At 67.0% G+C, this 16941-nt stretch carries 20 protein-coding genes; 10 read left to right on the top strand and 10 right to left on the bottom strand.

The genetic code is table 11. From position 1 onward, the window contains the following. Positions 1-60: 60 nt before the first annotated feature. On the top strand, positions 61-1242 hold the full coding sequence (locus L1892_RS19525; protein WP_235725306.1) for a helix-turn-helix domain-containing protein: 1182 nt from the start codon (positions 61-63) through the stop codon (positions 1240-1242). On the opposite strand, the gene rsmI is transcribed toward L1892_RS19525, so the two are convergent. Continuing rightward, positions 1142-2041 (bottom strand): 16S rRNA (cytidine(1402)-2'-O)-methyltransferase, encoded by a 900-nt coding sequence (gene rsmI, locus L1892_RS19520; protein WP_268900493.1) that lies wholly within the window; start codon positions 2039-2041, stop codon positions 1142-1144. The two genes, L1892_RS19525 and rsmI, sit on opposite strands and share 101 nt — an antisense overlap. Before the next feature lie 38 nt (positions 2042-2079). On the opposite strand from rsmI, the gene L1892_RS19515 reads away from it, so the two are divergent. After that, positions 2080-3684 carry a dolichyl-phosphate-mannose--protein mannosyltransferase gene (locus tag L1892_RS19515; RefSeq protein WP_372475275.1) on the top strand — a complete coding sequence of 535 codons (1605 nt, stop codon included), beginning with the start codon at positions 2080-2082 and terminating at the stop codon, positions 3682-3684. A 30-nt stretch (positions 3685-3714) separates the two neighbouring features. Here L1892_RS19515 and L1892_RS19510 read toward each other — a convergent pair whose 3' ends face one another. From L1892_RS19510 to L1892_RS19490, 5 genes are all read right to left on the bottom strand, one after another. After that, a complete protein-coding gene (locus L1892_RS19510; protein WP_235725305.1) occupies positions 3715-4080 on the bottom strand; it encodes a GntR family transcriptional regulator in 366 nt (121 codons plus the stop codon). Positions 4081-4082: 2 nt separating this feature from the next. Then, positions 4083-5318, bottom strand: a complete 1236-nt coding sequence (locus L1892_RS19505) for an arginine deiminase (RefSeq protein ID WP_235725304.1) — start codon at positions 5316-5318, stop codon at positions 4083-4085. 38 nt (positions 5319-5356) lie between these two features. Beyond that, positions 5357-6583 (bottom strand): MFS transporter, encoded by a 1227-nt coding sequence (locus L1892_RS19500; RefSeq protein WP_235725303.1) that lies wholly within the window; start codon positions 6581-6583, stop codon positions 5357-5359. A gap of 109 nt (positions 6584-6692) precedes the next feature. After that, positions 6693-7139, bottom strand: coding sequence for a redox-sensitive transcriptional activator SoxR (soxR, locus tag L1892_RS19495; RefSeq protein ID WP_235725302.1), 447 nt, complete (start codon positions 7137-7139; stop codon positions 6693-6695). A gap of 68 nt (positions 7140-7207) precedes the next feature. Continuing rightward, positions 7208-8065 carry a universal stress protein gene (locus L1892_RS19490; protein WP_235725301.1) on the bottom strand — a complete coding sequence of 286 codons (858 nt, stop codon included), beginning with the start codon at positions 8063-8065 and terminating at the stop codon, positions 7208-7210. A 135-nt stretch (positions 8066-8200) separates the two neighbouring features. Here L1892_RS19490 and L1892_RS19485 point away from each other — a divergent pair, with 135 nt between their 5' ends. Beyond that, complete coding sequence (locus L1892_RS19485) at positions 8201-8593, top strand: hypothetical protein (RefSeq protein ID WP_235725300.1); 393 nt, start codon at positions 8201-8203, stop codon at positions 8591-8593. A gap of 37 nt (positions 8594-8630) precedes the next feature. Here L1892_RS19485 and L1892_RS19480 read toward each other — a convergent pair whose 3' ends face one another. Beyond that, complete coding sequence (locus tag L1892_RS19480) at positions 8631-8882, bottom strand: type B 50S ribosomal protein L31 (RefSeq protein ID WP_235725299.1); 252 nt, start codon at positions 8880-8882, stop codon at positions 8631-8633. Positions 8883-8885: 3 nt separating this feature from the next. Beyond that, complete coding sequence (gene mrf, locus L1892_RS19475; protein WP_372475298.1) at positions 8886-10193, bottom strand: ribosome hibernation factor-recruiting GTPase MRF; 1308 nt, start codon at positions 10191-10193, stop codon at positions 8886-8888. Positions 10194-10361: 168 nt separating this feature from the next. On the opposite strand from mrf, the gene rpmB reads away from it, so the two are divergent. The 4 genes from rpmB to rpsR are packed head-to-tail and all read left to right on the top strand — an operon-like array spanning position 10362 to position 11358. After that, positions 10362-10598: a 50S ribosomal protein L28 gene (gene rpmB / locus L1892_RS19470; protein ID WP_235725297.1), complete on the top strand. Its 237-nt coding sequence runs from the start codon at positions 10362-10364 to the stop codon at positions 10596-10598. Next, complete coding sequence (gene rpmG, locus L1892_RS19465) at positions 10598-10762, top strand: 50S ribosomal protein L33 (RefSeq protein ID WP_235725296.1); 165 nt, start codon at positions 10598-10600, stop codon at positions 10760-10762. The genes rpmB and rpmG overlap by 1 nt, the downstream gene beginning before the upstream one ends. Next, positions 10762-11067: a 30S ribosomal protein S14 gene (gene rpsN / locus L1892_RS19460; RefSeq protein WP_235725295.1), complete on the top strand. Its 306-nt coding sequence runs from the start codon at positions 10762-10764 to the stop codon at positions 11065-11067. The genes rpmG and rpsN overlap by 1 nt, the downstream gene beginning before the upstream one ends. 27 nt (positions 11068-11094) lie before the next feature. Then, on the top strand, positions 11095-11358 hold the full coding sequence (gene rpsR / locus L1892_RS19455; protein WP_372475271.1) for a 30S ribosomal protein S18: 264 nt from the start codon (positions 11095-11097) through the stop codon (positions 11356-11358). An 8-nt stretch (positions 11359-11366) separates the two neighbouring features. On the opposite strand, the gene L1892_RS19450 is transcribed toward rpsR, so the two are convergent. Further along, positions 11367-13175, bottom strand: a complete 1809-nt coding sequence (locus L1892_RS19450) for a cation:proton antiporter (RefSeq protein ID WP_235725294.1) — start codon at positions 13173-13175, stop codon at positions 11367-11369. 200 nt (positions 13176-13375) lie between these two features. Here L1892_RS19450 and L1892_RS19445 point away from each other — a divergent pair, with 200 nt between their 5' ends. The 3 genes from L1892_RS19445 to L1892_RS19435 all read left to right on the top strand — a co-directional run bounded on the left by L1892_RS19445 (position 13376) and on the right by L1892_RS19435 (position 16769). Beyond that, positions 13376-14389: an AurF N-oxygenase family protein gene (locus L1892_RS19445; RefSeq protein ID WP_235725293.1), complete on the top strand. Its 1014-nt coding sequence runs from the start codon at positions 13376-13378 to the stop codon at positions 14387-14389. Between the two features lie 34 nt (positions 14390-14423). Then, positions 14424-15947 carry a 4Fe-4S binding protein gene (locus L1892_RS19440; RefSeq protein WP_235725292.1) on the top strand — a complete coding sequence of 508 codons (1524 nt, stop codon included), beginning with the start codon at positions 14424-14426 and terminating at the stop codon, positions 15945-15947. 123 nt (positions 15948-16070) lie between these two features. After that, positions 16071-16769, top strand: coding sequence for an EamA family transporter (locus L1892_RS19435; protein ID WP_308191727.1), 699 nt, complete (start codon positions 16071-16073; stop codon positions 16767-16769). Here L1892_RS19435 and L1892_RS19430 read toward each other — a convergent pair. Further along, positions 16766-16939: an IS3 family transposase gene (locus L1892_RS19430; protein ID WP_014928951.1), complete on the bottom strand. Its 174-nt coding sequence runs from the start codon at positions 16937-16939 to the stop codon at positions 16766-16768. The two genes, L1892_RS19435 and L1892_RS19430, sit on opposite strands and share 4 nt — an antisense overlap. Between the last annotated feature and the right edge of the window lie 2 nt (positions 16940-16941).

The raw sequence follows: 16941 nt of genomic DNA, 5'->3' as shown, positions 1-16941 counted from the left end.
GGTGATGAATCAGCGATAGAGGTCACTGCCGAATTGCCGGTGCCGACCGAACGTACCGAAGTGGCAGCGTCCTGGCGACGTGTCAGTGCGGCCGGCGCGCGGGCAGATCAGCATGCTCCGGTCCATCTCGAGACTTCCGACGTCGAGATCCGACAGGCGGCCAATCCGTTGGCTGTCGGGGTCGAACGGCTGCAGCAGATCTTTGCCGACAGCGCCGACGACTCCGAGCTGATGATGGGGGTGTTCGACGCCGATGGAGTGTTGCTGTGGCGCGGCGGAACCCAACGCTGGCTCGACGTCGCCGACACCCTGGAGTTGGTGGAGGGCAGCCGGTGGGACGAGCAGTCCACCGCCACCACCGCCGTCTCGTTGGTGATGACCGAACACCGCTCGATCCGGGTGTTCGGCACCGAACACTACAACCACGCGCTGCAGTCGCTGTACTGTGCCGCGGCCCCTGTCCACGACCCCCGGACCGGGGTCTTGACCGGCATCGTCGGCTTGGCCGGGCCGGCGACCGCAGTTCAGCCGTCCTCCACCGCCTTCGCCACCAGTCTCGCTGCGCTGGGTGAACACGAGATCGCCGCCGCCCACGCCCGTTCGCTCGCGGAACTGCGCCGGAGCGCCGGAGCGAGCCTCACCGGAATCCGCGGGCCCGCTCTGCTGGTCGATCGCGATGGATGGGTCGCCGACAGCCGGGGCTGCAGTTCGCCTGCGGCCGTCGCGGCACCGTCGGAGGACGTGCCGCAATTCGTCCCCGGCATCGGGAGCTGCATCGCCCAGCCGGTCGGCACCGGGTGGCTGTTGCGCCGCGTCGGTCCGGCGAACCCGATCGTGGCCTCACTCGACCTGCGTGGGGAACCGTCGCTGACCGTCGAAGGTGACGGCGACGAGTGGCGCACGGTGTTGACCCGACGTCACGCGCAGATCCTGCTCCTGCTGGCCGAGGCCGCTGATTCGGGTCTCACGTCGGCCCGACTGAGCCGACTGATATTCGGCGACACCGGCCACACGGTGACGGTGCGCGCCGAGATGTCCCGGTTGCGGCGTGCGGTGGGAGCCCTCATCACCAGCCGGCCTTACCGACTCGCACCCGGGGTCACCCTGCACGTCGCGACCGACCAACCCGACCAGGGCGCCGTCATCGATCGGGCTCCTGCCGACGCCGCTCCAGCACCGCCTGGTACACCTCACGTCGGGAAGCACCGCCGGCGTGGGTCACCTGCGCACACGCATCCTTGAGGCGCATGCCGCCGGCCACGAGGCGCTCGACCTCGTCGACCAGTTCGGTGGCGTCGGGCGCCCGCGCGATGGCTCCCTCGACGACCACGGTGATCTCCCCGCGCACGCCGTCGGATGCCCACTGCGCGAGTTCGGCCAGTGTGCCGCGGCGGATCTCCTCGTAAGTCTTGGTCAATTCCCGGCACACCACGGCGCGGCGATCGGGTCCCAGCACGTCGACCGCGTCGGCCAGGGTGTCGGCGAGCCGATGGGGTGAGTCGAAGAAGACGGTCGTGCGAGGCTGGTCGGCGAGGCCGGCGAGCCAGTCACGCCGCGCACCCGGGCGTCGGGGCGCGAAACCGTCGAAGCAAAAGCGCTCCGACGGCAGCGCCGACACTGCCAACGCCGTCGTCACCGCCGACGGCCCCGGTAGGCAGGTGACCCGAAGCCCGGCCTGCGCGCATGCGGCGACGATGCGGTAGCCGGGATCGCTCACCGAGGGCATGCCCGCGTCGGTGATCAGCAGCACTGTCGCCCCCTCGGAGACAGCGCCGACCAACCCGGGCGTGCGGGATGCCTCCACCTGGTCGTAGTAGCTCACCAATTTGCCGCCGATCGACACTTCCAGCGCGTTGGCCAACGCCCGGGCCCGGCGGGTGTCCTCCGCGGCCACGATGTCGGCCGACGCCAGCGCGGCGCGAAGTCGCGGCGAGGCGTCCTCGACCTGCCCCATCGGAGTCGCCGCCAACAACAGGCAGCCCTCATCGTCGTCGGATGGGTGTGGTGTCGGTGCGCCGGCCGGGTGTCGTCCTGCATTCATCATCAGTCAGCTTACGAGGGACCACTACGATCGATCGGGTGACCGACTCCGCCGTCCTCGACCGAGACTCACCGACCGACGGCGACCTCCCCGCACCTGTCGACCACGGCCGGGCCGAGGACCTGGGCACCGCGCCCGGCCCGTCGATCCCGACCCCGGTGTTCGGGGCCCCCGACCGCCGGCGCGGTCTGCTGGTCGGGGTGGTGATCGCGGCCGTGGCCACCATCACCCGACTCTGGGGGCTGGCCCGGCCGACCGATCAGGGCACACCGGTCTTCGACGAGAAACACTATGTCCCCCAGGCCTGGCAGGTACTGACCGGCGGCAACTGGATCGAGGACAACCCGGCCTATGGGCTCGTCGTCCATCCCCCGGTGGGCAAATGGTTGCTCGCGGCCGGTGAGGCGATGTTCGGCTACGGGCCCGTGGGCTGGCGGATCGCCCCGGCTGTCGCCGGCATCGCCATCGTGGTGATGATCTACTGCACGGTTCGCCGTATGACGCGCTCGACGCTGGTCGGCGCCATCGCCGGGGTGTTCGCCATCTGCGACGGCGTGCTGTTCGTCCAGTCCCGGATGGGGATGCTCGACATCTTCCAGGCGGCGTTCCTGGTGGCGGCGTTCACCGCGCTGATCGCCGACCGTGATCAGGTCCGAGCCCGGATGCATCGGGTTTACGTTGAGGGCCGGATCACCGACAGCGCGTTCGGCCCCCGGCTGGGGTTTCGCTGGTACCGCTTCACCGCCGGGGTCATGCTCGGTCTGGCCTGCGGTACCAAGTGGTCGGGCGCGTACTTCGTGGTGTTCTTCGCACTCCTCGCAGTCGGTTTCGACGTGGCAGCGCGCAAGGCCTATCACGTACGACGCCCCTGGCTCGGGGTACTGCGGCGCGATCTGTTCCCGGCCGGGATGAGTCTCGCAGTGCTGCCCGTCGTCCTGTACTTTGTCACCTTCATACCCTGGTTCAACAGCGAGACCGCGGTCTACCGATACGAGGTGGGCAATCAGATCGGGGTCGGCGGCTCGTTCTCCTGGGTACCGGGCGCGTGGCGCTCGTTCTGGTTCTACGAATCGGGCATCCTGCAGTTCCACGCCGGCCTCACCAACTCGGCGGGAAACCACCACCCGTGGGAATCCAAGCCGTGGACCTGGCCGATGAGTTTGCGGCCGATGCTGTACGCCATCGAGAACGGCCCCGACCAGTGCGGGGCAGGCGAGTGCGTCCGCGCGCAGATGCTGATCGGGTCGCCCGCGATGTGGTGGTTGGCCCTGCCGATGGTGCTGTGGGGGTTGTGGTCATGGATCGTGCGCCGCGACTGGCGATATGCGGCGGTACTCACCGGCTACCTGGCCGGACTGCTGCCGTGGTTCGCCGACCTCGACCGCCAGATGTACTTCTTCTACGCAACGGTGATGGCACCATTCCTGGCGATGGGCCTGGCACTGGCCTGCGGCGACCTGCTCCGCACCGCAGGACGAACGGCCCGATGGCGCCCCGAACGCCGCACCCTGGCGGTGCTCGTCGTTGCCGTCTACGTGGCACTGGTGGTGGTCAACTTCATCTGGCTGTGGCCGATCCTCACGGCCAGTCCCATTTCGCCGGCGCAGTGGCAACAGCAGATCTGGTTGCCCAGCTGGGGCTGAGTGGTGCTGTTTACCGACGGGGCCACTGGGTCACCCGTTGACGACCTGACGCACCAGGGCCACGATGGCGTCGTCGTCGATACCCAGTTGCCGCAATGCTGCGACATGGTCCACGGTCGCCTGTTGGGCCCGGTCGCGGGCGGTGTCCTGTCCGGCCTTGATGAACGAACCGTGCCGACCACGGGTCTCGATGACCCCGGCGGACTCCAGTTCGCGGTAGCTCTTGGCCACCGTGTTGGGCGCCAGATCGAGATCGGCCGCCAACCGACGGACGGTCGGGATGCGTTGCCCCACCAGGAGGTCGCCGCGCCGGATGAGTTCGATGATGCCGCTGCGCACCTGTTCGAACGGCGGGCCACCGTCGGGATCGATCGTGAGACTCTCACCCAGATCCATTGTCAGGTCCCGCCCAGCTCGTCGCGGGCCAGCGGACACGACATACACCGCGGTCCACCGCGGCCCGACCCGAGCTCACGGCCCTCGATCTCGAACACCTCGATCCCCGAATCCCGCAGGCGGCGGTTGGTTTCCACGTTCCTGTTGTAGGACACCACGACGCCCGGGCTCAGCGCCAGCGTGTTGTTACCGTCATCCCACTGTTCGCGTTCGGCGGTCACCGGGTCGAGCCCAGTGTCGATGACCCGCAACTTCTCGATTCCCATCGCCTCGGCCGCCGCGTCCACAAAAGGGCGGGGCCCGGACACGCTCACCACGTCACCAACCGATCGGATCGTGAACGCCGACATCGTCTCGGCGATGTTCGGATACATCACCACCGCGTCGACGTCGACCATCGTGCACACCGTGTCGAGATGCATGAACGCACGGGCCTGTTCGATCGGGACCGCCAGCACGGTGTGCGCCAACTCGTCGTCGAAGAGGCTGCGGGCCAGCGCTTCCGCGCCGGCCGGGGTGGTTCGCTCCCCCACCCCCACCGCCACGACTCCCGGCGCGAGCAACAGCACGTCGCCACCTTCGACGGGAGCGACCTGCGATTCATAGGCGCGCCGCGCGCCCCGGAACCGCGGATGATGGGCATAGATGATGTCGGTCAACGACGTCTCCCGCACGCGCGCAGGAAGTGCCAGCGAGGTGATCGCGAAACGCGGACCGATCCAGAACGAACTGTCCCGGGTGAACAACAGATTCGGCAACGGTTCGATCGCGAACTCGGGGCCGTGGTGCATCCGTCGGACCAACGACGACGATGCGGCCGCCGGGGTCACCGGCAACTCGTCGAAGGTCATCCCGGCCGTCAGCACATGCGCGAGTTCGGCCGCCGGCAGACCCCGTAGGTGCGCGGCGAGGTCCTCGGCGAGGTGTGTCCCCAGCCGGCGCGGACTGACCGCCGAACTGATGCCCTGAATGCGCGCCGCGCCACTGTGTCCGATCGTCTCGGTCAGCAGGTCACCCAGCAGGTGAACGTCGACGCCGTTGGCCCGCAGCACGTCGGCGAAGGCATCGTGTTCTTCCTGAGCTCGCGCCACCCAGGGCAGCCCGTCGAAGAGCAACTGATCGTTGTTGCGCGGGGTCAGCCGGAGCAGTTCGTCGCCCGGACGATGCAGCATCACCGCACGCAGCCTGCCGACCTCGGACCGCGATCCCAGCGGGTAGTCGGCTGCCATAATGCTCATGGCTCAACGGTAGTTCGTCACCGGCGATCTCACCCGTGTTAGGGATCGTTCGGGTCGCGTTCCACCTCGGTCAGGTGTGGGCCGCTGCCCACCACCGCGGGGGCGGTCTCGCCGGCGAACGACCACAGGACAAACGCGACCGCCGTGACGACCCCGGTCAACAGGAACGCCGGACCGAATCCGGCGCGGTCGGCGACGAAGCCCACCACGACCGGCCCGCTCACCGCGCCGAGATCCGACGACATACCGTAGGCGGCCAATGCCGACCCGCCCTGCTGCCGATTGCCCAACACGTCGGCCAGCGCCGCCTGGTGTGTCGGCGCAAACAGGCCGGAGCCGACTCCGGCGACCAGACAGAGTCCCAGCGCCACCAACAGATTGGGCGACAGGCCGAGCGCACCGGTGGCGATCGTGGCGATGGCGAGGCCGGGCAGCATCACCGGCCGTCGGCCGAAGGTGTCCGACAGTCGTCCGGCGACGACGATGGCGGCCACGTTTCCGACGGCATAGACGGCCAGCGCCACCCCTGCCATCGCGGCGCCCTCGTCGAGTCCGTCGGTGATGAACAGCGGCACCACCGCGACCCGAACCCCCATCGACGCCCATCCCTGCGCGAAGTTCGACGTGAGGACGGCCCGGTAGGTGCTGTTGCGCAGGGCGGTCCGAAATGCGATGACGCCGGCGCTCGGAGCCGACGACGGGTCGGGCCGCCCGCCCTGATCGCGCAACTGTGTGGCCACCACCGCCGCCGCGATCATCAGGGCGATCGAATAGACGACGAACGGCATCCGCAGACCGAAACCGACCAGGGCGCTGCCGATCAGCGGACCGGTGATGTTTCCGATCAGGAATCCGGCCGAGAAGTATCCTGAGACGCGGCCGCGGATCTCGCCGGGCGCCATCCGGATCAGCAGTGCCATCGCCGACACCGTGAACATCGTGGAACCGACCCCACCGGCCGCGCGGAACAGCAGCAGTTGCCAATAGCCCTGCGCAAACGCACATGCGAACGTGCTGCCCGCGACGATGAGCAGTCCGATGAGATAGATCCGACGCTCGCCGAAGACGGTGACGAGGCGACCGGTGGTGGGGGCGAACAGCAACCGCATGACTGCGAATGCGGAGACGACCGCCGATGCCGCGGTGAAGCTGACGTTGAAACTACGCGCGAATGCCGGCAGCGCAGGCGCGATGAGGCCGTATCCGAGTGCGATGACGACGTTGGCGGCCAGCAGAACCCAGATTCCGCGGGGGATCTGTCTCACGATGCCGGTCTTGTCGTGTCGATATCTGGGCCCATGATGATCACGACACTATCGACCCGCGACGTCACGATGCCCAGCGGCATCGATCATCGTCGGCGCTCAGGACCACTCAGTCACGCATCAGCCGCCGCGGTCCGGGGCCGAGTTTGTTCATCTCGTCGCCGGGATTGAGCAGATGGCACTCCCCCAGCGACAGACAACCGCAGCCCACGCAAGAGCCGATCATGTCGCGCATGTTCTCCAGCAGGGCGATGCGGTTGTTGATGTCGTCGATCCATCGTTTGGAGGCGGCTTCCCACATCGACTTCGGCGGCGACTCGTGATCGCCGAGTTCGCCGAGCACGTCGGCGATCACGGCCAACGGGATGCCGGCGGTCTGCGAGGCGCGGATGAAGGCGACGCGGCGCAGCATCGCGCGATGATATCGGCGCTGATTGCCGGAGGTCCGTCGACTGAAGATCAGCCCCTGGTCCTCGTAGAACCGCACTGCCGACGGTGCGATGCCGGCCCGCTGCGCCAACTCTCCCACCGACAGTTCGAGCTTCTTCAGCGACACGCCACCATCGTAGGTCGGCACCCACCAAAGCCGAGAGCTGCCGGTATCCGGCAGCTCTCGAGTCGAGATCACTCCCGCACGACCATCACCGGGCACTCGGCCTGGTGCAGGATCTTCTGGCTGGTCGAGCCCAGCAACAGCCCGGTGAAGCCGCCGCGGCCTCTGCTCCCGACCACGATCAGCTGTGCGTCGCCCGCCGCATCGAGGACGGCCTTGGCCGGTTCCTCCGGGATCACCACCCGTTCGACGACGACGTCGGGATTGTCGGCCGAGTAGCCGGCGAGGCGTTCGGCGACGGCTTCGACAGCTTCGCCCGACATCCGGGTGACCTCGGCGGGCTCGATGCCGTAGCCGTGCAGGGCGTCCACGTCCAGGGGTGTCCAGGTGTGCACGGCCACGAGCTTGGTCTTACGCAGCGCGGCCTGCCGAAAGGCTTCGGCCACCGCCACATCGCTGACCGGCGAATCGTCGACACCCACCACCACCGGTCCGTCGCCACCGGCACCGGCGACCACCACGACCCGGCCGTGGAAGTGTGCGGCGACACTGACACTGACCGATCCCAGGAACAAGCCTTTGATCGAGCCCAATCCGCGGGTACCGAGCACGATGGTGCCGGCGTCCTTCCCGAGCTCCAGCAACACACGCGCGGCGTCGCCTTCGGCGGTCGAGGTGTGCAGGGTCACGTCCGGAGCCGTCTGCTTGGCCAGCTCGGCGGCAGCGTGTACCGCGTCGGTGGCGTCCTGTCGGATCGCGTCGACGACGTCTTGCGGGATGATCAGGCCCGGTGCGTAGTTGCTGGTGCTGATGTCATAGACACCGACCAGCTTCAGTTCCACGCCTTCGGTCACGGCCGCCTTCGCAGCCCAACGGACGGCAGCGTCCGAGGCATCCGATCCGTCCACACCGACGAGAATCGCACTCATTTCGGTACCACTCCTCACTCGTGTCCACCTAGGTCCTCCTGCCATCCTGCCCCTGCGCGGCCGTTCGAGCAAAGGGCAGAAAGTCCCGGTCACAGGAGGTTTCACCGACCGCGTAGGGTGGAGTTGAGGTGAGCGATGACCAACCATGAGCAACTACACCGCGAGCGGAGGGCACCGGCCGCACCGTCGGAGTCCGACGAGAACCGTGCGGCACCCAACGACTTCGGGCGGACCGGACCCGCACCGCGCGGCAACGAGGTGCGTTCGGCCATCGTGCACGGTGTCGCGACACTGGTGATCGCACTGATCGTGGCGACGGTCGCCGGTGCCACCGACGGCACCGCCGAGACCGCACTGATCGTGCTCGCGCCGATCGTGGTGCTGATCGGTGCGCTGACCGCGTTGTGGCGCACCTACCGAAGTTGGCGCTCCGGTGGACGGTGGCAGATCTGGCAGGGCGCCGCATGGTTCCTGCTGGCGATGTTCATCTTCTTCTTGTCCGGGGTGGGCCCGCTGATCACCTCGTGACCAGATTCGCTGAGACAGGACGCCTCTCCAGCCGGCGTCAGCGACCGTATCTCGGGTAGCGCCGGTTGAACTTCTCCACTCGACCGGCTACATCGCGTACGCGTGCCACGCCGGTGTAGAACGGATGCGATTCGCTGGTCACGTCGACGGTGATGCGCGGATAGGTGTTGCCGTCGGTCCACTCGACGTGATCGTCGGACGTGGCGGTCGATCGGGTGAGGAACTGCGAACCCGTGGACGCATCGCGGACGACGACGGAATGGTAGTCGGGGTGGATGTCTCGTTTCATCGGTCAGGCCTCTCGTTGGTCGGTGTTGTCGGTGATCGACACGGCGTCGACGGTCGCGGTGTCGGTCAGATCGAGATCGTCGCAGGGATCGGTATGAAATCCGCCGAACGGATCGTCGAGGGTCGCCCAGAACTCCTGTCCGGCGGCGAATTCGACTTCGTTCAGACACGCATCCCGCAGTGCGTCCTGGATTTCGGATGCGTCTGCGCGATGAACCAGGGCCACCAGAGATGTGTGCCGATCGCCGTAGCGCTCGTCCCACCGCAGGGCCGCCATCGCGCGTCGTTCCGCGGGCTCCCGGTCGACCTCCGACTCGTCCATCGCGGCAAGCCATGCGCCACCGCGGGCAACCTGCAGGGCACCACCGGCCGACTCGAGCCATAAGGCCTCTGCGGGCTGGGTCGCGATCCACAGCCTGCCGCGTGCGGTCACCACCCCGTCGAGCAGGGCGTCGATGGCATCGTGCAGTCGCCCCGGGTGCATGGGCCGTTCGGAGTGGAATTCCACCCAGGACACGCCGCAGTCGGCGTCCAGTGGCGGCTCGCCGCGCAGCAACGGGTCGTGTGGGGCGTCCACACGGCCCCGGCGCGACATCGGCGCCACCGCGGCGAGCAGGCGTTCGAGGAGAATCGTCGTCACCGGACGCTGCGGCAACTCGATCATGATGGGTGCGTTCGGGGCGAGCCGCTTGAGCACAGCGGTCAACCGCGCGGACTCCCACGCGTCGCGCATTGCCCGATCGCAGCCCGCCACCACGAGCGCGTCGGCAAATGCCACCTGGCCGACTGCCACCTGCGCCAGCGTGCGGTCGTCGTCGACATGATCGAACCCGGCCTCGGCGAGTGTGTTGTCGCCGGTTGCCGATTCGAGCCAATCCTGCTCGGCGACGCAGGCTATCGTCGCCTCGATCCGGACATCACGCGATGCCGGACCGTCGAGGAAGCCGGGCATTGACTCGACCACGACCTCGTCGATCGCCCAGGCGATGCGCTCGGGTTCGAGGATCGGATCCAGGGTCAACACGATCCGGCGCACCGACGAACGTCGATGGAGCCTGCGCAACAGCGGGAGCAGATCCTCACGAAGCGTGCAAGGCACGCATCCGTGGGCGAGTTCGACGCCGATTGTCCGTTCGCGTCGCCGCCCATCCGGGTCAACCCAGCTCATGAGCCGAGCCACCCTGCCGTCAGCGACGTGCGAGAAGTCGTGATGCACCAGGACGGTCCCTGCGGTATCCAAACTCATCTCACCCGTGAGAGCATCCCCGACCCGCGATACCGCCGCCGCCTCAAGCCCCGTCACGAGCACGATCGGCGTCCGCTCGTCGGTCGTCGATGGCGCGCCACGTCGCCGAGCCGGTCCTCCGTCGTTCACCGTCTACCACCTTCTTGACAACAATTTCCATTTAGTCGAGACCGACGGTACCGTGACAGCCACACAAACGCCAATCATTTCCAATAGCACGAGAGGAGCACCTCAATGTCCCAACGCTGTCAGGTGACCGGCCGCGAACCCGGGTTCGGCAAACAGGTGTCACATTCGCACGTCCGCACGTCGCGGCGGTGGAACCCCAATATCCAGCGCCGGCGCTACTACGTGCCCGGCGAGGGCCGCTACGTGACCCTGCGCGTGAGCGCCAAGGGAATCAAGACCATCGACAAGGTCGGAATCGAGTCGGTTCTCGCGACGATCCGTGCGCGCGGAGAGAAGATCTGATGGCCCGCAACGAGATCCGACCGATCATCAAGCTGCGGTCGACGGCCGGCACCGGCTACACCTACGTCACGCGCAAGAACCGGCGCAACGACCCCGACCGGATGGTGTTGCGCAAGTACGACCCAGTCGTGCGCAAGCACGTCGACTTCCGAGAGGACCGCTGATGGCCAAGAAGTCCAAGATCGTCCGCGACCGACAACGGCGCGAGATCGTCGCCCGGTATGCGCAGACCCGCGCCGAGCTCAAACGGACCATCGCCGCGTCGACGTCGTCCCCCCGGCAACGGGGAGACGCCCAGCGCCGGTTGCAGCGACTACCCCGCGATGCGAGTCCGACGCGGCTGCGCAACCGCGATGCCGTCGACGGACGCCCCCGCGGCTACATCGGCAAGGCCGGGCTCTCCCGGGTGCGCTTCCGCGAACTCGCCCACCGGGGCGAACTCCCCGGCATCCAGAAGTCCAGCTGGTGATCACCCATTCGAACCCGAGGTAACACAGTGGCCCGCAAACCAACTCGACCGTCCCGAGACATCCCGACGAAACGCGCGCGCAATCTGTTGCACGGTCACGGCATCCATGTCGACGGCAACAACCCCGTCGACTACAAGGATGTGGCCCTGCTCCGACAGTTCCTGTCCGACAAAGGACGCATCCGCAGCCGCCGGGTGACCGGCCTGACCCCCCAACAACAGCGCCAGGTCGCCACCGCGATCCGCAATGCCCGGGAAATGGCCCTACTGCCCTACGACACCCGACGCTGACTGCGAGCTCAATCGTCGTCGACGCGCATGTCCAGACTGATCTCCTCCGCGTCGAGTTGCGCCAGTTCGTGACTCAGCAGGTTGGAGTGGTAGGTGCCGGTCGACCGCATACGCATGAGGGTTTCCCGCTGAGCGTCGATGACCTCGCGGCGGGTCTGCTCGAACGCGGCCCGAAAAGCCAGGTTGGTGCCGATGACGGTGTCGTCGGCATCGGCCTGGCGTTCCATCTTCTCGATCCGTTCACGAATCCAGGGAAAGCGTCCCGCGACATCGGATCTAGCGAGGGTTTCCGACGCAGTCCGCGACAACTCGGCATGCAGGCGAGTGCGTTCGGCCGCGCGGTCGTCGGACACATCAGCCAACCGCAGCACCCGGATCAGCCAACCGAGAGTTCCACCCTGCACGATCAGCGAGGCCGCAGCGACCACGAACGCAATGAGCACCAACAGTTCTCGCGACGGAGTGTCGGCCGGGAGGGTCTGCGCTGCCGCCAGGGTCACGACACCACGCATCCCGGCCCAAACGATGATCGCGCCTTCCTTGGGGCCCATCGGCGAGGCGGTGTAGTAGTCGATATCGGCCATGGCACGGGTGATCCGGTCACGCACCCGCTGCGCCGATTCGGGGTTCTCGGCGAATGCGGCCGTCGACAGCTGTTCGGCTCTCGCCCGGTTCCGTTTTGCCCGACCGAACCGTAGCGAGGGCCGTCGTCCCCGCTCGGCACTGGTGGCCGCGACCCCGGTGCCATCTGCGGCCGCCCGGCGGGACTTCTCGACAATGGAGGCGTCCATGTTCTCCAGATATGGCCGCATTGCCGTACGTCGACGTGCGACCCGGTCGAGCCATACGATCAGCGGGGTCACGTAGAGCGCCCGCACCACCGCGGTCATGGCCAGCGCCGACAACCCGATCCAGACAGCTGTGACGATGCCGCCGTGGTCATTACGGACGTCGACCAACAGAGCCCACAACTCCAACCCCATCAAGAGAAAGACCCCACCTTCGGCCAGAAACTCCACCGTTCGCCAATTCTGCGCGTCCGAAACCCGATGACGGGGCGAGAGGTAGCGGACCGCGCCGGCACCGGTGATCAGGCCGGCGGTGACCGCCGCGACGAGCCCGGAGGCCCCGAGCTCCTCGGCCGGCAGGTAAGCCAGATAGGGCACTGTGAACGAGATCGCGGTGTTGACGGTGGCGTCACCGACCCGGCGCCGAACCCAGAGGTTTCCCCAACCGACTACGGCACCGATCGCCACCGCGGCGATGACCGCCCAGAGAAAGCTGACGGCCACGTGACCGAACGAGAAACCGGCAGCGGTTGCCGCGACCGCAGCCCGAAGCAGCACAAGTGCGGTGGCGTCGTTGAGCAGGCTCTCACCCTCCAAGATGGCGATCACCCGACCAGGCACGCCCAGTCGTTTGGCGATCGACGTCGCGACCGCGTCGGTCGGCGAGACGATGGCCCCCAACGCGATCCCGGTGGCCAGATCCACGCCGGGAATGATCTGGTCGAAGAAGACACCCAAGACCACCGAACTGATGACCACCAGCACCACCGACATCGCACTGATCGCCGCGAAGTCTCGCCGGAAGTCCATCGTCGGCATGGACACCGCCGCCGAGTAGAGCAGTGGCGGTAGCACGCCAATCAGGATCCATTCCGGATCGACCTCTACTTCCGGCACGAACGGCAGCACACCAATGATGGCGCCGGCAACGACCAGCAGCAATGGCGCTGCCACGCGAATCCGCGGGCCGATGACGTGCGCGGCGGCAATGCCGAGCACCGCGAGGATCACGAACAGGATTTTCTCCATGCCGACCATCCTGTCGCAGCATCGCCGATGCCGGTGCGGCACGCAGTGCCATTGCGAATTGTGACATTGAATGTTGACATATACCTGCCGTCGAACTACGTTCAGAAACCATTGACCGAGCTCTCGGCCACCTGAGTCGAGATCTTGGTCAACCGACCCGGACAGCAGGATTCTGAGCACGCAAAGGACCCGCAGCCATCATGACGAACGCCATCGACCGCATCGGCGCCACCTACGTCCCCGAGGCCCCCCAGGCGCCGGCAGACGACTACACACAGGTGCTCGACGACCTGTCGAGCGCGTCAGTGCATCGGAATTTCGACCCCTACATCGATATCGACTGGGACTCCCCGGAGATGGCCATCGTGCCCTATGACGAGCGCTGGATTCTGTCCGCCGAGGTCGACCCGGTCGGTCGACACCCCTGGTACCAGCAGCTACCCCGCGACAAGCAGATCGAGATCGGCATGTGGCGACAGGCCAATGTCGCCAAGGTCGGACTGCAGTTCGAATCGATTCTGATCCGCGGCCTCATGCAGTACAGCTTCAAATTGCCCAATGGCGCCAAGGAGTTCCGCTACACCACGCACGAATCCAAGGAGGAGTGCAATCACACCCTGATGTTCCAGGAGTTCGTGAACCGCTCCGGAATGGACGTGCCCGGCGCCAAGATCGGTTATCGCCTGATCTCGCCGCTGGTACCTCTGGCGTCGACGATCTTCCCGACGGTGTTCTTCTTCGGTGTGCTCGGCGGCGAGGAACCGATCGACCACATCCAGAAAGATTTCCTACGCACGCGCGCCAACCTGCATCCGACCATGGCCGCGGTGATGCAGCTGCACGTCGCTGAGGAGGCCCGCCACATCTCCTTCGCGCACCACCTCCTGCGCGAGACTGTGCCGCAGAAGGGTCGCGTCCAGCGATTCCTGCTGTCGTTGATGTTCCCGCTCACCATGCGCATCCTGTGCGGTGCCATCGTGGTGCCGCCGAGGTCGTTCCAGCGGCGTTTCGACATCCCGAATGAGGTGATGCGCGACATCTTCTGGCGGTCACCGGAGTCAAAGCAGTTCCTACGAAACGTATTCGGCGATGTCCGGATGCTCGGCGAGCAGTGCGGGCTGATGAACCCCGTCTCGCGCCTGTTGTGGAAGCTGCTGGGTATCGGCGGACGCCCGTCACGGTTCCGCAGCGAGCCCACCTACACCGCGGCCTGATACCGCACCCGCCCACTGCTGCAACGGAACCGAAATGCCTCACGTCGTCACACAGGCGTGCTGCGGAGATGCCTCGTGTGTCTACGCATGCCCGGTGAACTGTATCCATCCCACTCCCGAGGAGCCCGGGTTCGGCACCTCGGAGATGCTCTACATCGATCCGTCGACGTGCGTCGACTGTGGTGCCTGCGTGAGCGCATGTCCGGTGAGCGCCATCGTGCCCGGCCATCGACTCCCCGATGAACAGGCACGGTTCGCCGACATCAACGCCGCCCACTTCGATGGGCCCGCCGCAGATGCCGTCCGCTTCCCGGTCGACACCGCGCAACGACTCCCACTGGCCCCCATCAGCAAGCCGAGGCAACTGAGTGTCGATGCGCCGTTGTCGGTGGGCATCGTGGGCTCCGGCCCGTCGGCGATGTACGCGGCCGACGAGTTGCTGCGGCATCCACAGGTCTCGGTGACCATCTACGAACGTCTGGACCGCCCGTTCGGCCTGGCCCGCTTCGGGGTGGCACCCGACCACCTCGCCACCCGATCGGTGATGAGACTGTTTGATGACATCGCACGCGAACCGCGCTGCGACATCCGGCTCAACGTCGCCGTGGGGGCTGACGTCACGTTGGATGCACTACAGCGCCGTCATCAGGCCGTCATCTGGGCCGGCGGCGCGCCCACCGACCGGCGGCTCGACATCGAGAATGCCGACGCCCCAGGCGTCCTGAGCGCAACCGCGCTGGTCGGCTGGTACAACGGCCATCCCGATCACGCCGATCTCGATGTGGACCTCTCCAGCCGACGGGCCGTGGTGATCGGCAACGGCAACGTCGCCCTGGACGTGGCCCGAATCCTCACGGCCGATCCGGCGTCTCTCGCCGACACCACGATCTCGCGGCGCGCGTTGGCGGCCCTGCGACACTCCGCGATCGACGAAGTGGTGGTGCTGGGTCGCCGCGGTGCCGCGCACGCCGCATTCACCCTGCCCGAGCTGGTGGGATTGGTCGACACCGGCGTCAACGTGGTCATCGACCCCGCCGATCTCGGCTCGGCGGCCGACCTGGTCGTCGACGACGCGACGACGCGAGCGAAACTGGAAGTGTTGGCAGAGGTGGCCGGTCGGCCACCCGGTGACGGACCTCGCATCCGGCTCGCCTTTCACCGTTCGCCGTCGGCGGTCCGCCTCGGCCCCGACGGCCACGTCAGCGGCCTCGTCACCGACCACACACGCATCGGAGATTCCGGGGCCGTCGAACCCACCGGCGTCTCCGAATCGATCGACACATCGCTGATTCTCACGTCGATCGGATATCGCGGCGTGGCCATCGCGGGCCTGCCTTTCGACGACGTCCGCGGCGTCATCCCGCACGATGCCGGCCGCGTCGTAGACGACGGTGTGCCCCGCCCCGGCATGTACGTGACCGGGTGGATCAAGCGCGGTCCCTCGGGCTTCATCGGCACCAACAAGACCGACTCCGCCGAAACCGTCGCATCGTTGCTGCGCGATCACGAATCGGGGAAACTCGCGGCAACGTCCGACGCACTGAGTCCGCTCGGCTGACCGGTCGTGCCGATGTGCACGCTCGCCCTGTGACAAGGTTCGCCCGCACCGTCGGCTTCGCTACATTGTGCCGATGAGCCAATGGTGTCCCCGTACCGGGCATGATGCACGCCGACCGGTGTCGTGACAATCCGGTCACGCACGTCGACGGGTCTGGTGCTCGGCCTGGGCTCCTCGGCCGCCTTCGGGTTGTCCGGCGTGCTCGCCCGGGCAATGATCGATGCCGGGTGGACCGCCGGCGCCACCGTGACCGTACGGATCGCGCTCGGCGCGGCGATTCTTCTCGTTCCCGGAGTCGTCGCACTGCGCGGCCGCTGGGGTGCGCTGCGCCACGCATGGCCGATCCTGCTCGCCTACGGCGCTCTCGCCGTGGCCACCTGCCAGCTCGCCTACTTCTACGCGGTGACCTACCTACAGGTGGGGGTCGCGCTGCTGATCGAGTACACCGCACCCGTGGCCGTCATCGGTTGGATGTGGCTGCGTCACCGCCAACGCCCCGGGCGGCTGACCATCATGGGTGCGGTGATTGCGCTGGCAGGTCTCGCACTCGTGCTCGATCTGCGCGGTGACGTCGGCACCGACGTGATCGGTGTCTTGTGGGCCCTGATCGCGATGGTGGGTGCGGCGGCATACTTCGTGATCTCCGCCGACGACCGGATCGCGCTACCGCCGTTGACGCTGGCGGCGGGCGGGCTCACGGTTGGTGCGGTGATTCTCGCAGTGGCCGGCCTGGTGGGGGTCTTGCCGATGGCGACGTCGTCACTCGACGTAACGCTCGCCGGCCGGTCTGAATCGCCCCGGGTTTGCTGGAGGCTCGGTTAGTTGGTTCCAGCGTTTGCGGGGACCGGGTTCTCACGGTAGCTGGTGACGGTGTGGGTCGACCAGTAGGCGCTCTCGTACTCGACGGGTGGGACGTGTCCGATCTCGCCGTGCAGGCGGCGGTGGTTGAACCATTCGACGTACTCAGCGACGGCGATCTCGACCTCGCCCACAC

Source organism: Gordonia tangerina (genome assembly GCF_021556435.1).
GTDB lineage: Bacteria > Actinomycetota > Actinomycetes > Mycobacteriales > Mycobacteriaceae > Gordonia > Gordonia tangerina.
This window is presented reverse-complemented; position numbering and strand designations above follow the sequence as displayed.

What these genes read in the sequence shown, in the direction of transcription:
- L1892_RS19490 (WP_235725301.1), bottom strand. Translation starts at nt 8,065, where the DNA reads ATGAGTGCGATTCTCGTCGGTGTGGACGGATCGGATGCCTCGGACGCT.
- L1892_RS19445 (WP_235725293.1), top strand. Translation starts at nt 13,376, where the DNA reads ATGACGAACGCCATCGACCGCATCGGCGCCACCTACGTCCCCGAGGCC.
- rpmG (WP_235725296.1), top strand. Translation starts at nt 10,598, where the DNA reads ATGGCCCGCAACGAGATCCGACCGATCATCAAGCTGCGGTCGACGGCC.
- L1892_RS19510 (WP_235725305.1), bottom strand. Translation starts at nt 4,080, where the DNA reads ATGGATCTGGGTGAGAGTCTCACGATCGATCCCGACGGTGGCCCGCCG.
- L1892_RS19505 (WP_235725304.1), bottom strand. Translation starts at nt 5,318, where the DNA reads ATGAGCATTATGGCAGCCGACTACCCGCTGGGATCGCGGTCCGAGGTC.
- L1892_RS19440 (WP_235725292.1), top strand. Translation starts at nt 14,424, where the DNA reads ATGCCTCACGTCGTCACACAGGCGTGCTGCGGAGATGCCTCGTGTGTC.
- L1892_RS19485 (WP_235725300.1), top strand. Translation starts at nt 8,201, where the DNA reads ATGACCAACCATGAGCAACTACACCGCGAGCGGAGGGCACCGGCCGCA.
- rsmI (WP_268900493.1), bottom strand. Translation starts at nt 2,041, where the DNA reads ATGAATGCAGGACGACACCCGGCCGGCGCACCGACACCACACCCATCC.
- L1892_RS19450 (WP_235725294.1), bottom strand. Translation starts at nt 13,175, where the DNA reads ATGGAGAAAATCCTGTTCGTGATCCTCGCGGTGCTCGGCATTGCCGCC.
- rpmB (WP_235725297.1), top strand. Translation starts at nt 10,362, where the DNA reads ATGTCCCAACGCTGTCAGGTGACCGGCCGCGAACCCGGGTTCGGCAAA.
- rpsN (WP_235725295.1), top strand. Translation starts at nt 10,762, where the DNA reads ATGGCCAAGAAGTCCAAGATCGTCCGCGACCGACAACGGCGCGAGATC.
- L1892_RS19480 (WP_235725299.1), bottom strand. Translation starts at nt 8,882, where the DNA reads ATGAAACGAGACATCCACCCCGACTACCATTCCGTCGTCGTCCGCGAT.